Source organism: Clostridium sp. AM27-28, assembly GCF_003480955.1.
Classification (GTDB): domain Bacteria; phylum Bacillota; class Clostridia; order Lachnospirales; family Lachnospiraceae; genus Otoolea; species Otoolea fessa.
Window position 1 is genome coordinate 1 of the sequence record NZ_QUJT01000017.1, and the last position, 16,777, is coordinate 16,777.

The following is a 16,777-nucleotide window of genomic DNA, read 5'->3' on the forward strand; positions in this document are numbered from 1 at the left end:
AAAATATCCTGATCTTGTACCACTTTACGACGAGATCTATAACAAGCATAACCGCAGCTACTTTGAAGCACTTGAAGTAAAAGCTGAGAAAATGGCTAAGAAGTATGATTGTGTCTTTGTGGATAATGAAATGCCTTATGGCAGAGTCCCGCAGGGACATCCGGTGATCGTAGATTATTTCTATCATGAGGAAATCCGTGGGACAGAGAATACCGGAAAAAGAAATCGCTAACTTCCAGCTTGGTTATAAGATCGGATTTATCAATGATGCTGAGATATGGTTACTCATGTTAAAATAACGCAATACCTCTGTTATATATATAATGAGGATGAAATAGACGAGTTGATTCTGCTGATACGCGATAGCTTTATTCTGGCTTTTACGGTTCTTAAAGATACACTTGTGAAGAAGCTGGAGGAAGCAGAAAGCGATTGGATGTAAAAAAGCAGTCGATAACCTTGGGGGGAGTCCGCGGTGAAGGATAAAACAGTATATACATGTACATATAAATCAAAGTTAGGCGATATTCTGCTGGCGGCAGACGCGATCGGACTCACGGGTCTGTGGTTTGAGGGGCAGAAGTATTTTGCAAATACACTTCCAGACGGAGCTATTTCACAGGAATCCCCGATTTTAACCGAGGCAAAGAGATGGCTGGATATTTATTTTTCTGGCAAAGAACCGGACTTTATTCCGCCGCTGCATCCGACTGGCTCCGCATTTCGACAGGCGGTGTGGCAGATTTTATTGCAAATTCCGTATGGACAGACGACTACCTATGGGGAGATTGCAAAAAAGCTGGCGAAGATGCAAAATGCGTCCCATATGTCCGCGCAGGCGGTAGGCGGTGCAGTGGGGCATAATGAGGTCTCTATCATCATTCCATGTCACCGCGTAGTAGGAACGAATGGAAGCCTGACCGGGTATGCGGGTGGAATTGATAAGAAAGTGGAACTGCTTACGCTGGAACATACCGATATGAGTCGTTTTTTTGCGCCGAAGAAAGGAACGGCGCTTTAGTCATTTAGGTGTAATTTTGACTGTGATATTAATTTTCATTTAATTATATCCGTGTAGTTTCTCATCTTTCGTAAGTTTGGAAAGTATCTCCTGCTTTTTCATATACGTAACAAATAGATTTATAAGTACTGTGTTCATAATATTACCCCCTGCATTATGTTTCCATGGAAACAAGTATACCATCGCCTTGTTTCCTTGTTAACAAATTTGATAATAACGATATAGGATATTTTCATCAGAATATTTTTCTTATTTCAAAGATTGCGAAGTTTCACAGGCAGGCGGGGATGTTATTTACTGAAATCCAGATGGAATACAAATGCCAAGACCGCTCCTGGAAGACGATGATTGTGCGTGCCTATTAGTTAAAAAACCATGGAAATCACTATTCGTACATTGTAACATATCGGTTTGATATCGCGGAGCGAGTAAAGATTGACAATTTCAAAATCCTGTCGTATACTTCTTTCAGTCCCAAATGGGATTGAATGGGGAAGGTTATGGAATATAAAATACAAAAACTTTACGATCAGGTCAACCAGGCGATCATCCGCTGCCGTGGTGTATACTCGATGTGGGCAAAGAATAACAATGTGAGCTATAACCGGATGCTGGTGCTTTACACCATCCGCGAATTCGGATTCTGTACGCAAAAGCAGATCTGTGATTCGTATCTGCTTCCGCGGCAGACGGTGAACCATGTGATTTCAGAGATGAAAAAGGACGGGATTCTTGTAACGGATCCGGAAAAGAGCACCGGGAAGGAAAAGGCGCTTGTTTTGACGCCGGAGGGCGAACGGTATTCGGAAAAATTATTATATTCGTTAAGCCGGATGGAAGAGCGGGCGGCGAAACGTTTGGGAGAGGACAAGATCCGCAGAATGACGGAACTGTTTATGGAGTATGACCAGATTCTGGAAGAGGCACTGGAGGAGACGGACGATGAAGAGTAAGGCGGGAACGGATACAGAATTTTTCCGGACGGAGAAAATTCCGAAGATATTGCTGCAAATCGCACCTCCGGTTATGCTGGCGCAGCTGATTCAGGCGATGTATAACATTGTGGACAGTTTTTTTGTGGGAAAATATTCCGAATCGGCGCTGACGGCGCTTTCGGTCATTTATCCGTTGCAGCTCATCATCATTGCGCTGGCGGTGGGAACCGGCGTGGGCGTGAATACCTACATGGCGCGCCTGTATGCACAGAAAATGCCGGGACAGGCGGAAGAAACAGCGGGAACAGGCACGCTTCTGGCGCTTGGAACCTGGTTTATATTTGCCATTTTCTCGATCTTCTGTATGCGTCCGTATGTCCTGACAAGTGCGAATACCCCGGAAGCGATCGAGAGTGCTGTTATCTACGGACAGATCGTCTGTATCGGCAGCATCGGGGCATTTCTGGAAGGAAACTGGACGAAGGTCCATCAGTCGCGGGGCAATATGCACCGTCCGATGGTCGCCCAGACCGTGGGGGCGCTGACGAATATCGTGCTTGACCCGATCCTGATTTTCGGACTCGGTCCGGTGCCGGAGCTGGGAGTCGCGGGTGCTGCCTATGCGACTGTCTGCGGACAGGTGGCAGCTGCGGTCATCACATCGTTTGGCGGGGTTGGCAGATTGCCAGAGCGCACAAAAACGCCGCTCTATATCAAGCAGATCTACTGGTTTGGCTACGCGTCGATTATTATGCAGGCATTATTTACAGTTTATATCGTGATCTTAAATGCGATCCTTGCCGGATTTTCAGATTCGGCAGTGACGGTGCTGGGGCTTTATTATAAAATGCAGACGTTTTTCTTTATCCCACTGATGGGCTTGCAGACGTGTATCGTTCCGGTGCTCAGCTTTAACTATGCAACCAAGAGCTATGCGAGATGCCGGGAAATTATGCGGGACAGCTATGGATTTTCCTGTGTGTTTATGCTGGTCGGTGTGATCTGCTTCGTTTTCTTTCCGGTGCAGCTGCTCCAGGTTTTTTCAAAGAGCAGTGAGGTCATCGCGATCGGAAAAAATGCATTCCCTATCATCGGGGCAAGTTTTATTCCGGCGGTATTTTCACTGATGACCCCGGTCTTCTTCCAGGCGATCGGAAATGGAAAGATCAGCCTCTTTTTGTCCGTGATGCGCCAGATCTGCTGCCTGATTCCGATTTTCTGGCTGCTGTCGCTGATTGACCTGCGCTTTACCTGGTTTGCATTTCCGATCTCGGAAGTGCTGGTCGGTGTCACGGGAATCGTGCTTTATTACAAGGAAATCAAAAGAGACTTTGATAAAGGAGCAGCATGAGAAAGCACGTAAAAACATAGAAAATAGTTTCGTAGAAAATTTTTAAACGCTTTTAATGAATTGAAAAGGAACCGCCTGGGTCAGTCTATCAGCTGCATCAGGACGGTTCCTTTTTTGAAAGGAGAATGAATGTGACATAAAAAATTGAATGTATGCATTTCGTGTACGTATGAGGCATAATGCCTGTCAGACGAAATGGGTATTTCACCCTTATGCTACAAATGCGTACATCATCACATAATGGCACAGGCTTCCTCCCATGACAAACAGATGGAAAATCTCATGCGAACCGAAATTTTTATGCGTTGCATTGAAAATCGGCAGTTTTAATGCGTAGATAATGCCTCCAGCCGTATAGATGAGTCCGCCGGTCAGCAGCCAGAGAAATGCGCTTTTCGGAAGTGCCAGTACGATCTGACGGAACGCCAGCACGCAGATCCAGCCCATTGCGATGTAAACTAGCGAGGAGAACCACTTCGGGCAGTTGATCCAGAGCGCGTTGACGAGAATCCCGGCAATCGCGATACCCCAGACGAGCGTCAGAAGCCGGTAACCGGCGTTATTTCCAAGGACGATCAGGCAAACCGGTGTGTAAGTTCCGGCAATCAGGATGAAAATCATCATGTGGTCGATCTTACGCAGGATTTTATTAACGTGCTCGGAAATATTAAAGGTGTGGTAGGTCGTGCTGGCGGCATAGAGCAGAATCATGCTGACGATAAACACAGCCAACGCCGCAAGATGGCGCGAATCTGCTTCTCCAGCCGCTTTGTGAAGCAGCGGAACTGCCGCGATCAGCGCGCCGATCATCGCGATAAAATGCGTCAGCGCGCTTCCGGGATCCTTTACGTGGAATTTATGATGCTTTGTTTCAACGAGTTCCGTTGTGTCAGATGTATGTTTTTGACTAGAAATCATAGGATAACCTCCTTTGTCGTAATCTCAATAAAGTAATTGTGAATATGATATGTAGTATTTAAAACTACATAGGATGTTTTTATATACTATACAACTTTTCTGAAAAATATGCAAGAGGGGAATGGGATATGTTATAATATAATGTATGAATAGTAACGAAAGGTTTTCACGTTTCATGTGAGTTGGCAATAAATATATGCAATGGTTTGCATATGAAAATTTTAAAGTTAGAAGAGAAAGAAAAAAGGCTCATAGATGATTTGAGAAGTTAAAATGCTCGGGAATTCATGGATGAAGTAGAGAGGAAATCGGTTATGTTAGATATATTATACGAAGATAAAGATATTTTAGTTGTGGTCAAACCAGCTGGAGTTGAGTCGCAGACATCGAGACGCCTGGAGCCGGATATGGTCAGCGAGATAAAAAATTATCTCCACCGGAAGGTGCAGGAGACGAAAAAGTTATCCACAGGATTATCCCCAAAAGCGTCCACAGCCCCGGTGGATCCGTATGTTGGAGTTATCCACCGACTGGACAAGCCGGTGCGCGGTGTGATGGTATATGCCAAGAACCTGAAAGCGGCAGCGCACTTAAGCCGTCAGGTACAGGAGGGAAAACTGGAGAAAATCTATCAGGCGCTCGTATGTGGAAAACCTGTGGATAATGTGGGTAAGTACGTGGATTATCTGTTGAAAGACGGGAAAACGAACACCAGCCGGATTGTGGATAAGTCGGTCGCCGGTGCGAAACGGGCAGAGCTGGAATATCAGATATTAGAAAAAAAAGAACAGGAAGACGGCACCGTGCGTTCACTGGTGGAAATTCATCTTCACACAGGACGCCACCATCAGATACGCGTACAGTTTGCCGCGCATGGGACACCGCTCATGGGAGATACCAAGTATGGCGCACCAGCGGCTGCTTCCGTGGGACGTGCCCGTCGGGAACCGCTGGCGCTGTGCGCGGTCCGTTTATCGTTCCTTCACCCGGTGACGGGAAAAAGAATGGAGTTTTCCACCAAACCGCAATTTGTTCTGTGAGCGAACTTTTCTATAAGTCAAGAAAATAAAAGATCAAGGGTGAATAGAAGGTAAGATGTGTATATTTTTATCCAGCCTGCCCATACTAGAGTGTGTACAAAGGAAGTACGAATCATAAATGGGCAAAGTCCATGGGTAAGCCCCGGAGCGACTAAAGAGGGCTTACAAAAGAGACCGCAGGAGCCGGGAGGAGCGGGAGCTGACACCGGTTTCCTGTGGTTTTTCGTTGTCATACATCCGGAAAAAAGGGCGTGTAGGTTTAAGGAAAAGACATTTGTTTGAATGGATGGCTGTAGAAATCATAGAACCATAACGGTGTATGGCATAAAGAAAAAATCGGGAAGGTGGAGCAGACAGATGGCACTCAGCAGAAAACAGAAAAAAGCATTTCTCACAGCAGCAGTCACGGCGGGCGTGTATTTGAGTTTCCGTTACCTGCTGCCGCTTATATTCCCATTTCTGGCAGCGTATCTGATGGCGCTGCTTCTCCAGCCATCGGCAGCATTTCTCGAAAAACGGCTGCGAATCTCCTTCCGCGGGCGCATGATCGGCGTTCCCATCGGTATGATCGGGGGCGTGGAGCTGATTTTGCTGAGCATTTTTCTGGTCGGTCTGCTGGCAGCAGGGGGACGGCGTTTCACGGAGGAGCTGGAACACTTTTTAGAAGAGCTTCCAGGACGGATGGAGGAATTGTCACTGCTCGGACAGCAATTTGAACAGTCGATCGAGCGAGTCCTTCATCTGCCTGCCGGTAAAATCGGGCAGCTCTTTCGCGGAACAGGCTTGCAGGGCGGTGGACAGGTCAAGGAGATCCTGCTGCCGCAGCTCCTTCAGAAATCAGTTCCTGCTGCGGCGGGGATTGTGCGCGCGGTTATTGTGGTTGTTTTATTTTTCATTGCCTCGATTTTGAGTTTACAGGAGATGGACGAACTGCGCCGGAGGCGGTTTGATTCGATGTTTCACCGCGAATTTTTCCTGCTCGGCAGGCGCCTTGCGGTGACAGGAAGCGCATGGCTGAAAACCCAGTCGGTCATTTTCCTGATGACTTCGGCATTTTCGATGGCGGGGCTTTTGCTGATTGGAAATCCATATTATATTCTGGGTGGAATCGGAATCGGGGTTCTGGATGCCCTGCCGATCTTCGGCGCAGGGACGGCGCTGGTGCCGTGGAGTCTTTTTCTCCTGTTTAAGCGGGAGTGGGGACACGCGCTGATTCTCTTCGGGCTGTATCTGCTCTGTTATTTTTTGCGTGAGTTCACGGAGGCGCACCTGATGGGGAAGAAAATGGGGCTGTCGCCGCTTGAAACGCTGGCGGCGATCTATGTGGGCTTGCAGCTGTTTAGTCTGTTTGGATTTCTGCTGGGTCCGATTGGGCTGTTGATTATTAAGGATTTTGTGGAGGAGTATGGGGAAGCGGACGAAGGAGCGGATGCTCATTAAGTAGGCGCTTTTAGAGGAAAAAAGAGGAAAAAAGTGGAGTATTGGTGGATGGACGATCTGAAATTGCTTTTGAATGTGGAAATTTAAGGAGATGAAAGGATTTTTTAGAATTGCCGCGAGACAAAAGGATCATATATAATAGATAAGGAATTAAAAACGCATAAAAGTTCTGGAAAACAGCAGAGAAAGAGTTGCTGGAAGATAGCTGGATGTTAAGCTGAAATAAATATGCATATCATTTAAGATGGAGGAACAAACGTGAATTTATATACAAAAGAGTCAGGCTCCGGACAGCCGATGGTGCTGCTTCACGGAAATGGAGAGGACAGCTCCTATTTTGTGAACCAGATATCCTTTTTTGAATCAAAATATCTCGTGATTGCGGTGGACACCCGTGGACATGGCAGCTCTCCGCGTGGTCGTGGGACATTTACCTTGGAACGGTTTGCTGATGATTTGAAAGGATTTCTTGACCGCCGGGGACTTAGGCGGATCATTTTGCTGGGGTTCAGCGACGGCGGCAATATTGCGCTGATTTTTGCACTGAAATATCCGGGATATGTCGATCGGCTGATTTTAAATGGAGCGAACTTAAACCCGTTTGGCATGAAGCCGTCCGTGCTGGCGGATGTGGCGCGGGAGTATGTGGGAGTTGTGGGGAAGCTCTGGCTGCAGAAAAGCGGCATCGGGCAGATACGGGGAAAAATGCAGATGGCAGCAGGAAAAATGCGGACAGAAAAGCAATTTTCAAAAGAAAACGAAAAACAGAATGGACAGGAAGGACTGAATAAACAACAGAGAAGAAGCTGTCAGAAAGAAAAAATTCCTGAAAATAAGGAAAATGATCGGAAGGCAAATATACACAAAAAAGAGCTTCTATCCTTAATGTTGTATGAACCCTGGATCCGCCCTGGACTTCTCCACCGCCTGAAAATGCCCGTCCTTGTGGTAGCAGGGAGCGACGACATGATCCGCGAATGCCACACGCGCAAAATCGCACGTTCTCTGCCAAACGCAAGGATTCGGCTTTTAGAGGGCACCCATTTTATTGCAGCAGAGAACCCGGACGCATTTAACCAATGTGTTGCATCATTCCTGGAACAGACACAGGGCGGCGAGCTGGCGCAGATGAGCCGAGTCTGGGGCAGCCGGAGAGCCGGAAGGCTGGAGAAGGAGAAGATCCGTCGGGCGGCGGTGCTGGTACCTTTGATTCAGAAAGGCGGGGAGTACCACGTGGTGTTTGAGGTGCGCGCGGGAAGCTTAAAAACTCAGCCGGGCGAAATCTGTTTTCCGGGCGGTGCCGTTGAGCGGGACGAGACACCGAAGCAGGCGGCGATCCGTGAGGCGATGGAAGAACTCTTAATCAGTCGCCGCCAGATTCGCGTTATCGCGCCGTTGGATGTGCTGGAAGCGCCCGGGGCGATGGAGATTTCTCCATTTTTAGGTGCGCTGCAGGGCTACCGCTGGTCATATTCCGAGGCGGAGGTTGATCATACCTTTTCTGTCCCGCTCCGCTGGTTCGCGGAACATGAACCGGAGCGATATGAAACAGAACTTGTGACCGTGCCGGAAGAGACATTCCCGTTTGAAGATGTTCCGGGCGGACGCGATTACCGCTGGCGGCGCGGACATTACGATGTCTACTTCTACCGCCGCGAGGAAGGAATCATCTGGGGGATGACGGCGAAGATTCTGCGGTCACTGGCGGAGATGTACCGGGAGGACATTTTATTAAAATAGGATTCGTAAGATAGGGATAAAAACATTATTTTTTGTTCGGACGCAACCGAGTCAGTGACGACCGAGTAAAAAATGCGAGGCATCGTCAAGACTTGTACAAGGGCGAGTTCCAGCCTTGACAAACCCGACCGATTGGCGTAAAATCATAATACTGTCAGGATTTGCGCGGCTGAGTTTGTGGATGCCGTGGAAGAAATCCGGCGTTTGATTTTAGAACATCAAACAATAAGAAACAAAACAGGCGAAGAGAGGAATCAGTAAACTTTGACACACGTCCAGAGAGAAAGCCGTATGGTGCGAGGCTTTTGTGTCCCTGAAAGTTGAACCGGCCCTGGAGCTGTGCATGAAAATGCAACGTATTTCCGGCGTTAACGGAAGTTAAGTGAGCCAGAATCGGAACGAAATTCTGGTTAAGCAGGGTGGTACCGCCGAAGTTAAGCCATTCGGTCCCTTTGATCGCAGCGATCAGCAGGGATCGGATGGCTTTTTTATTTCTACGAAATAAAAAACAACAATGTACACTCGGCGCAGGGAAATATGGCTGTGATGGCAGTCGCGCCTCGGCGCCAAAATCCGGCAAGCCGGATTTCAATAAAATGTTTTTAACAAGGAGAAACGACATGGCAAAGGAAAAGAAAATGGTAGAAGCCATCACATCGATGGATGAAGATTTCGCCCAGTGGTATACGGACATCGTAAAGAAAGCAGAGCTTTCTGATTACTCCAGTGTAAAGGGCTGCATGATTATCAAACCGGCCGGATATGCGATCTGGGAGAATATCCGCAATGAACTGGACAAGCGCTTTAAGGCAACCGGCGTAGAGAACGTATATCTGCCTATGTTTATTCCGGAAAGTCTTCTGGAAAAAGAGAAAGATCACGTAGAAGGTTTCGCACCGGAAGTAGCGTGGGTGACACAGGGCGGTTTAGAGCCGTTACAGGAGAGAATGTGTGTACGTCCGACTTCCGAGACTCTGTTCTGCGATTTTTATGCACATGACGTACATTCTTACCGCGATCTGCCGAGAAACTACAACCAGTGGGCTTCGGTTGTACGTTGGGAAAAGACCACCCGTCCGTTCCTGCGTTCCAGAGAGTTCTTATGGCAGGAAGGTCATACCGCTCATGCAACCGCTGAGGAAGCACAGGAGCGTACCGAGATGATGTTAAATGTATACGCGGATCTGTGCGAGGACTTCCTGGCAATTCCGGTTATCCGCGGACGCAAGACCGACAAGGAGAAATTTGCCGGTGCAGAGGCAACCTACACGATCGAGTCCCTGATGCACGATGGCAAGGCACTGCAGTCCGGCACCAGCCACAACTTCGGCGATGGATTTGCAAAGGCATTTAACATCCAGTATCTGGATAAGGATAATAAATTAAAATACGTTCATCAGACTTCCTGGGGTATGACAACCCGTATGGTAGGCGCGATCATCATGGTTCATGGTGACAATAATGGTCTGGTTCTGCCGCCGAAGGTAGCTCCGACCCAGGTTATGATCGTTCCGATTCAGCAGGCAAAAGAGGGTGTTCTGGACAAGGCATTTGAGGTAAAAGAGGTTCTGTCCAACTTCCGTGTCAAAGTGGATGATTCCGACAAATCTCCGGGATGGAAGTTCAGCGAGTCCGAGATGCGCGGTATTCCGGTACGTGTCGAGATCGGACCGAGAGATATTGCTGAAAATCAGGCAGTTCTGGTTCGCCGTGATACGCATGAGAAGATTACGGTATCTCTGGATGAGATCGCAGCAAAGGTTGGCGAGCTTCTGGAGACGATTCACCACGATATGTTTGAGCGTGCAAAAGCACACAGAGATTCCCATACTTATGTAGCGACAACACTGGATGAGATGAAGGAGATCGCAGAAAATAAGCCAGGCTTCATCAAGGCAATGTGGTGCGGCAATCAGGAGTGCGAGGATAAACTGAAAGAAGTAGTCGGCGTAACCTCCCGCTGCATCCCGTTCAATCAGGAACATCTGGCTGACACCTGCGTATGCTGCGGCAAGCCGGCAACGAAGATGGTTTATTGGGGTAAGGCATATTAATATGATTCCAAAACGGATAGAAATGCCGGTCCAGGTCGAGGAAATCCTGGGAAAGCTGCGAGAACATGGTTACGAGGCATTTGCAGTCGGCGGCTGTGTCCGCGATGCGATCCTGGGGCGGATTCCCGGTGACTGGGATATCACGACCTCGGCGCACCCGGAGGAGGTGAAGCAGGTGTTCGGTCACACGATCGACACCGGGCTTCAGCACGGTACGGTCACGGTCATGCGTGATCATATCGGATATGAAATAACCACCTACCGGATTGACGGTGAATATGAGGATGGACGCCACCCGAAGGAAGTCGTATTTACTGCCGAGCTGCGTGAGGACTTGAGACGGCGTGATTTCACGATCAATGCGATGGCATACAGCCACGAAACGGGAATTGTCGATATTTTCGGCGGGGCGGAGGATCTGGCAGCGCGCCGGATCCGCTGCGTCGGGGATGCGGGAGAACGGTTTACGGAAGATGCGCTCCGGATCCTGCGTGCCGTCCGCTTTTCGGCCCAGCTGGGATTTTCGATAGAGAAAAAGACCTGGCAGGCGCTCTGTGAGCTGGCGCCCTCCCTCGTCCATGTGAGCAAGGAACGGGTGCAGGTGGAGTTGACAAAAACACTCCTGTCCGACCGCCCGGAATTTATCTGGAAAACAGAGGCGGCAGGACTGGCACCGTACATTTCAAAGACATTTCCGGAGGTATTTGCGGCGTGGAAAAAGCAGAAAAGCTGTGCAAAGCAGAGTTTGGAAGAAAAAGTATGTTCGAAGGGTGTGCCAGCTGCTGACAAGGATGCGATCAAAACGGAAACGGTAGCGCAGCAGGGGCACATGTTCGTGAAACATGAATGTGAGACAGATATGGCGGGGGAAATTTCTGCTGCTGCGGCACATTTGCCAGCAGAAAAAGCCTTGCGCTGGTCGTATTTTCTTGCCCCGGCGGGCGAGGGAACTTGTGTCCGGGTTCTGAGAGAACTCAAGATGGACAACGACACGATCGATAAGGCGAAGATTCTGAGCCGTTTTGCATTCATGCAGATGGAACCGGAGGAAAGCGCTGTCCGCCACGCGATGAGTGCGATGGAAGATACGGTCTTTGACTGGCTGCTTCTCCTTCAGGAAGTTCTGATGCCGGAGCGCATGGATGCGGTAAAAATGGTTCGCTCACTTGCAAGGCAGATCCGGGAGCGCGGTGACTGTATCCGTCTTAAAACTCTGGCGGTAACCGGAAAAGACCTGATTCAGGCAGGCATCCAGCCGGGACCGGCGCTTGGAAAAACGCTGCATCTTCTCTTTGAAAAGGTGCTGGAGAATCCGGCTTGGAATGAGAAAGAGCGGCTTCTGGCTGAGGTAGACGTGTTGAAACAATCGCAGAATGCCAAAACCAGTAAAGCATAAGAAGATTAATAAATAAAAAGAGAAAAGAGGCAAAATCGTTTGGAACCGGCAGGACAAGCCGGACAAACGATTTTGTCTCTTTTCCTTTTGCTTTTTTAACAACAATAGTTTCAATCAGAGGATGATTAAAAGAGTTATCCCAATTTCTTATACTCCCTGAAAAACAGCGCTGCCGTCGTCGCCACCGCAATCGTATCTGCCACCGGTTCTGCCACGAACACGCCGAATACCGGATTTGAAACGAAATGCGGCAGGATAAAGATCAGCGGAATCAAAAGCAGCACTTTCCGGAGCAATGCCAGAAAGACGGATGTTTTCGCATTTCCAAGGGCAATAAAAGTCTGCTGGCAGGCGAGCTGGACGGCAAAGAGCAGGGAAGCTGCCATATAGATCCGGAGCGCCCAGATGGTATAGCTGGCAAGGTCTGCGTCGCTGGTAAAGATGGAAATAAAAATCTGTGGAACCAGCATACATAAGAGCCAGAGCAAGGTGGAATAGCAGGCTGCCGAGCGCAGAAGCAGGTGAAACGCTTTTTTCACACGGTCGATATTTTTTGCTCCATAGTTAAAGCTGATGATCGGCTGCGCGCCCTGTGAGAGCCCCTGCAGCGGCAGCATGGAAAACTGCATGACGCTGGAAAGAATCGTCATCGCGCCGACCGCGGTATCGCCGCCATATTTCAACAGGCTGGTGTTAAAGCTGATGGACAGTGCACTTTCTGTAAACTGCATGATAAACGGCGCCAGTCCGAGCGCCAGGCATGGCAGGATAAATTTCTTCTGCGGGCGCAGGTTGCGGAGCCGTATCCGCAGGGTACTATGCGTTCCGGTCAGAAAACGCAGAATCCAGATACAGGAAATACCCTGTGAAAGGATGGTTGCAAGTGCCGCACCGCGCACATCCAGATGCAGTCCGAAGATAAAGATCGGATCGAGGATGATGTTGCAGAGAGCGCCGATGGCAACGGTAATCATGCCGGTTTTGGCATAACCCTGTGCGTTGATAAAGGCATTGAGTCCGAGCGCCATCTGGACGAAGAAAGTGCCGCAGACGTAGATTTTCATGTAGTTCCAGGCGTAGAGAATTGTCTTCTCACTGGCGCCGAACATCAGGAGGATCGGGCGCCCAAAGCCAAGAAACAGGGCGGTCAGGACGAGCGAAATGACGGTCAGCATGAAGGTACAGTTGCCGAGTACCTTTTCAGCAGAATCCTTGTCGCCTTTTCCCATCAGGATCGACGCCTGCGGGGCACCGCCCATGGCGGCGAGCGCGGCAAAAGCGGAAATGCACATGATAATCGGCATTGTGACGCCGACGCCGGTCAGGGCGCTGGGACCGATGTCCGGAATATGGCCGATGTACATGCGGTCAACCATGTTATAGAGAACGTTGATGATCTGTGCGGCAATTGCCGGGAGCGCCAGTTTAAAAAGAAGTGCCCCGATCGGCGCACTGCCGAGATCAGCTTCACGGGATGATGCTGCGCCTGAATGCGGGCGCGTATTTTCATCGTTGGAACGATGAGCGGATTGTATGGACAAAGAGAGCCCTCCTTTTCATTTACAGTAAAATATATTATTTGATTTTTTGCCTGATTGTTGGGACAAATAGCCAGACCGCTTTTTTATCCCAACGTGAATCATTGTAACATACCGTCAAAATGATGGCAATGAACAGAATTTCGTAATCACTCCACATTGGCGATTGTGTGTGATAGTTTGTGCACTGTGTTTCAAATCTGCGATATTTATGCATAAGCATATTTGTAAGCCCCCTCTCATAGGTTAGGAGTAGCAGGCTGGGTGTCTGATGTGCATATTTGCATAATCGTGTGAATGTTGCAATTAACATAGCTGTCAGCAGCTGTGGCCCGGCGTGAAAATGTGCTGTCCACATTCTTTTGGGAAATGGAAAGGCGGGCAGCCGGATAGAGGCAGGAGGGGGAAGTTGTGAACGAGAGAACAACCGAGGTGCTGGAACAGTATGAACTGGAAGTGCAGTCGAAGCGCCGTGGAAGAGGCGCGTGGATCTGCGAGACGAGTCAGGGGTTAAAACTCCTCCGGGAATATAAGGGGACCGTCAAACGTCTTGAATTTGAAGAACAAATCATGAATGTTCTGCAAAATCAGAAAACATGCCGGACCGATCAGTATATGCGGAACCGGGAGGGCGAGCTTTTGTCGGTGGCGGAGGATGGAACGCGGTGTGTTGTGAAGGAATGGTTTTCCGGGCGCGAGTGCAGTGTACAGAGCGAGGCGGAGGTAGTCCGGGCGGTCGGGCAGATCGCGAAGCTGCACCGGACATTGCGCGGCATTGCGATCGATGAGTCGTGGAATCTGGGGTCAATTCTCACGCGTCCGGCGGTGGCGGAGATGGAGCGCCACAACCGGGAACTTGTCCGTACGCGGAATTATATCCGGAAAAAACGGCGTAAATCGGATTTTGAGAGGGCAGTCAGCGGAAGCTTTGCCATCTTTTATGAGCAGGCGCAGGAAGCAGCAGGCGGGCTGAAAGCGCAGATCGAGCGGAACGGCGAGCCGGAAAACTACCTGTGTCACGGGGATCTGAACCAGCACCATATTTTATTGGCAGAAGAAAATGAGATGGCGGTGATTGAATTTAACCGGATGCACCGGGGCGTCCAGGTCGAAGACCTGTATCATTTTACGCGCAAAATATTGGAAAAGCATGGCTGGGATTTGCGTCTGGGGATGCGGTTGCTGGAGACGTATGATCGTATTCTGCCGTTGAATGCACAGGAGCGGACATACCTCTATTACCTGTTTTTATATCCGGAAAAATACTGGAAACAGTTAAATTTTTATTATAATGCAGGCAAGGCGTGGATTCCAGTCCGCAGCATCGAAAAACTGCAGAAGCTGGAAGAACAGCAGACGGCGCGGAACCTCTTTCTTGAGGCAATCCGATAAGAAAGGTTGATTTACATATGCATATAAATTCTTTGGTTAAGCGTATTCGATATATCATGGAGAAACTTTGAAAAACGAAAAAATAAAGACAAAGAATAGTAACCGAAATTCTCTTTATTTTTCAGAATAATTATACTATAATGGAGAAAAAGAAAGTCATCCTAGAAGAAAGCAGGGGGTAAGTGAATCATGAAGGATTACATGACGATTTACAAAGAATGGCTGGAAAATCCATACTTTGACGAGGCAACGAAAGAGGAATTACGCGCCATTGAGGGCGATGAAAATGAGATTAAAGAGCGTTTCTATATGGATTTGGAGTTTGGTACGGCAGGACTGCGCGGCATCATCGGTGCAGGTATTAACCGGATGAATATCTACACCGTCCGCCGTGCGACCCAGGGACTGGCAAATTACATCATCAAGCAGGGCGGCGCGGCAAAAGGCGTGGCGATCGCATTTGACTCCCGTCATATGTCCCCGGAATTTGCCGAGGAAGCAGCGCTGACACTGGCGGCAAATGGCATCAAGGCGTACCGGTTCGAGACGCTGCGCCCGACGCCGGAGCTTTCCTTTGCAGTCCGCGAGCTTGGCTGCATCGCCGGCATCAACATCACTGCCAGCCACAACCCGCCGGAGTACAACGGCTACAAGGTTTACTGGGAGGACGGCGCACAGTTTACACCGCCGCATGACAAGGGTGTGACTGAGGAAGTTATGGCGATCACCGATCTTTCCACCGTTAAGACGATGGGAGCACAAGAGGCAAAGGCAAAAGGACTCTACGAGATCATCGGTGCAGCGATCGACGACAAATATATTGCACAGGTCAAGGCACAGGTAGTCAATCAGGGCGCGATTGACCGCATGCAGGATCAGATCACGATCGTGTATACACCGCTTCACGGCACGGGCAATATCCCGGCACGCCGTGTGATGAAAGAGCTTGGATTTACCCATGTATATGTGGTTCCGCAGCAGGAGCTTCCAGACGGCGATTTCCCGACCGTCAGCTATCCGAACCCGGAGGCAAAGGAAGCATTTGAATTGGGACTGGCTCTGGCAAAAGAGAAAAATGCAGACCTCGTTCTGGCAACCGATCCGGATGCCGATCGTCTGGGCGTGTATGTCAAAGATACCAAGTCCGGCGAATACATTCCGCTGACCGGCAATATGTCCGGCTCCCTGCTCTGCGAGTATGTGCTCAGCCAGAAACAGGCAAACGGCAAGATTCCGGCAGATGGACAGGTTGTTAAATCCATCGTTACGACGAATCTGGTAGATGCAGTTGCGAAGAATTACGGCGCAGAGCTCATCGAGGTTCTGACCGGATTTAAGTGGATCGGCAAACAGGTTCTCAAAAATGAGCAGGAAGGCAAAGGAACCTATCTGTTTGGCATGGAAGAGAGCTATGGCTGTCTGATCGGTACATACGCACGCGATAAAGATGCCATTTCCGCAACCGCAGCACTCTGCGAGGCGGCTGCTTATTACAAGGAAAAAGGCATGACGCTGTGGGATGCGATGGTCGAGATGTACGAGAAATACGGCTATTATAAAGATGAAGTGAAGTCCATCGGCTTAAAGGGCATCGAGGGACTGGCAAAAATTCAGGAGATCATGGAATATTTCCGCGCCCACACACCGTCCGATTTTGCCGGACATAAAGTGCTGGCTGTCCGCGATTACAAGGCAGATACCGTCAAGGATCTGGCAACCGGCGAGGTAAAACCGACCGGACTTCCATCCTCCAATGTTCTCTACTACGAACTGGAAGACAACGCATGGCTCTGCGTCCGCCCGTCTGGAACCGAGCCGAAGATCAAGTTCTACTACGGCGTGAAAGGTACCTCCCTGGAAGACGCGGCAGCGAAATCAGAGAAGGTAGGCGAGTCTGTGATGACGATTGTCAATGGACTGCTGTAGAAAAATAAAAAGAAGATGTGAAATAA

Annotated in this window: 12 protein-coding genes, 1 pseudogene and 1 other annotated feature; of the genes and pseudogenes, 11 read left to right on the forward strand and 2 right to left on the reverse strand. The window is 49.3% G+C overall.

The genetic code is table 11. The features are described 5' to 3' along the window. The 4 genes and pseudogenes from DW720_RS14550 to DW720_RS14575 all read left to right on the forward strand — a co-directional run. Window positions 1–232, forward strand: a pseudogene (locus DW720_RS14550) (radical SAM mobile pair protein B); the annotation flags it as partial. Window positions 233–475: 243 nt separating this feature from the next. Continuing rightward, a complete protein-coding gene (locus tag DW720_RS14560) occupies window positions 476–1,021 on the forward strand; it encodes a methylated-DNA--[protein]-cysteine S-methyltransferase (RefSeq protein ID WP_117796692.1) in 546 nt (181 codons plus the stop codon). Window positions 1,022–1,521: 500 nt separating this feature from the next. Next, complete coding sequence (locus tag DW720_RS14570; RefSeq protein ID WP_022358569.1) at window positions 1,522–1,974, forward strand: MarR family winged helix-turn-helix transcriptional regulator; 453 nt, start codon at window positions 1,522–1,524, stop codon at window positions 1,972–1,974. Beyond that, complete coding sequence (locus DW720_RS14575; RefSeq protein WP_118749784.1) at window positions 1,964–3,307, forward strand: MATE family efflux transporter; 1,344 nt, start codon at window positions 1,964–1,966, stop codon at window positions 3,305–3,307. Before DW720_RS14570 ends, DW720_RS14575 begins: the two co-directional genes overlap by 11 nt. Before the next feature lie 210 nt (window positions 3,308–3,517). On the opposite strand, the gene DW720_RS14580 is transcribed toward DW720_RS14575, so the two are convergent. Continuing rightward, on the reverse strand, window positions 3,518–4,225 hold the full coding sequence (locus DW720_RS14580) for a hemolysin III family protein (RefSeq protein WP_107001885.1): 708 nt from the start codon (window positions 4,223–4,225) through the stop codon (window positions 3,518–3,520). Between the two features lie 314 nt (window positions 4,226–4,539). Between DW720_RS14580 and DW720_RS14585 the strand changes: the two genes are divergently transcribed. The 5 genes from DW720_RS14585 to DW720_RS14610 all read left to right on the forward strand — a co-directional run bounded on the left by DW720_RS14585 (window position 4,540) and on the right by DW720_RS14610 (window position 11,895). Then, window positions 4,540–5,265: an RluA family pseudouridine synthase gene (locus tag DW720_RS14585; protein WP_118469495.1), complete on the forward strand. Its 726-nt coding sequence runs from the start codon at window positions 4,540–4,542 to the stop codon at window positions 5,263–5,265. A 357-nt stretch (window positions 5,266–5,622) separates the two neighbouring features. After that, window positions 5,623–6,705, forward strand: coding sequence for an AI-2E family transporter (locus DW720_RS14595; RefSeq protein WP_118472556.1), 1,083 nt, complete (start codon window positions 5,623–5,625; stop codon window positions 6,703–6,705). A gap of 258 nt (window positions 6,706–6,963) precedes the next feature. Continuing rightward, on the forward strand, window positions 6,964–8,445 hold the full coding sequence (locus DW720_RS14600) for an alpha/beta fold hydrolase (RefSeq protein WP_118749786.1): 1,482 nt from the start codon (window positions 6,964–6,966) through the stop codon (window positions 8,443–8,445). A gap of 235 nt (window positions 8,446–8,680) precedes the next feature. After that, window positions 8,681–8,900, forward strand: a binding site (T-box leader). A 165-nt stretch (window positions 8,901–9,065) separates the two neighbouring features. After that, complete coding sequence (gene proS / locus DW720_RS14605) at window positions 9,066–10,499, forward strand: proline--tRNA ligase (protein ID WP_022359111.1); 1,434 nt, start codon at window positions 9,066–9,068, stop codon at window positions 10,497–10,499. Between the two features lies 1 nt (window position 10,500). After that, window positions 10,501–11,895: a polynucleotide adenylyltransferase gene (locus DW720_RS14610; RefSeq protein ID WP_118749787.1), complete on the forward strand. Its 1,395-nt coding sequence runs from the start codon at window positions 10,501–10,503 to the stop codon at window positions 11,893–11,895. 134 nt (window positions 11,896–12,029) lie between these two features. On the opposite strand, the gene DW720_RS14615 is transcribed toward DW720_RS14610, so the two are convergent. Further along, the gene (locus DW720_RS14615; RefSeq protein ID WP_333549126.1) at window positions 12,030–13,340 is read right to left on the reverse strand and encodes an MATE family efflux transporter; all 1,311 of its coding nucleotides are present in this window, start codon (window positions 13,338–13,340) and stop codon (window positions 12,030–12,032) included. 504 nt (window positions 13,341–13,844) lie between these two features. Here DW720_RS14615 and DW720_RS14625 point away from each other — a divergent pair. Next, window positions 13,845–14,825: a phosphotransferase gene (locus DW720_RS14625; RefSeq protein WP_118472558.1), complete on the forward strand. Its 981-nt coding sequence runs from the start codon at window positions 13,845–13,847 to the stop codon at window positions 14,823–14,825. A gap of 189 nt (window positions 14,826–15,014) precedes the next feature. After that, window positions 15,015–16,751, forward strand: a complete 1,737-nt coding sequence (locus tag DW720_RS14630) for a phospho-sugar mutase (RefSeq protein WP_117796691.1) — start codon at window positions 15,015–15,017, stop codon at window positions 16,749–16,751. Window positions 16,752–16,777: the final 26 nt, after the last annotated feature.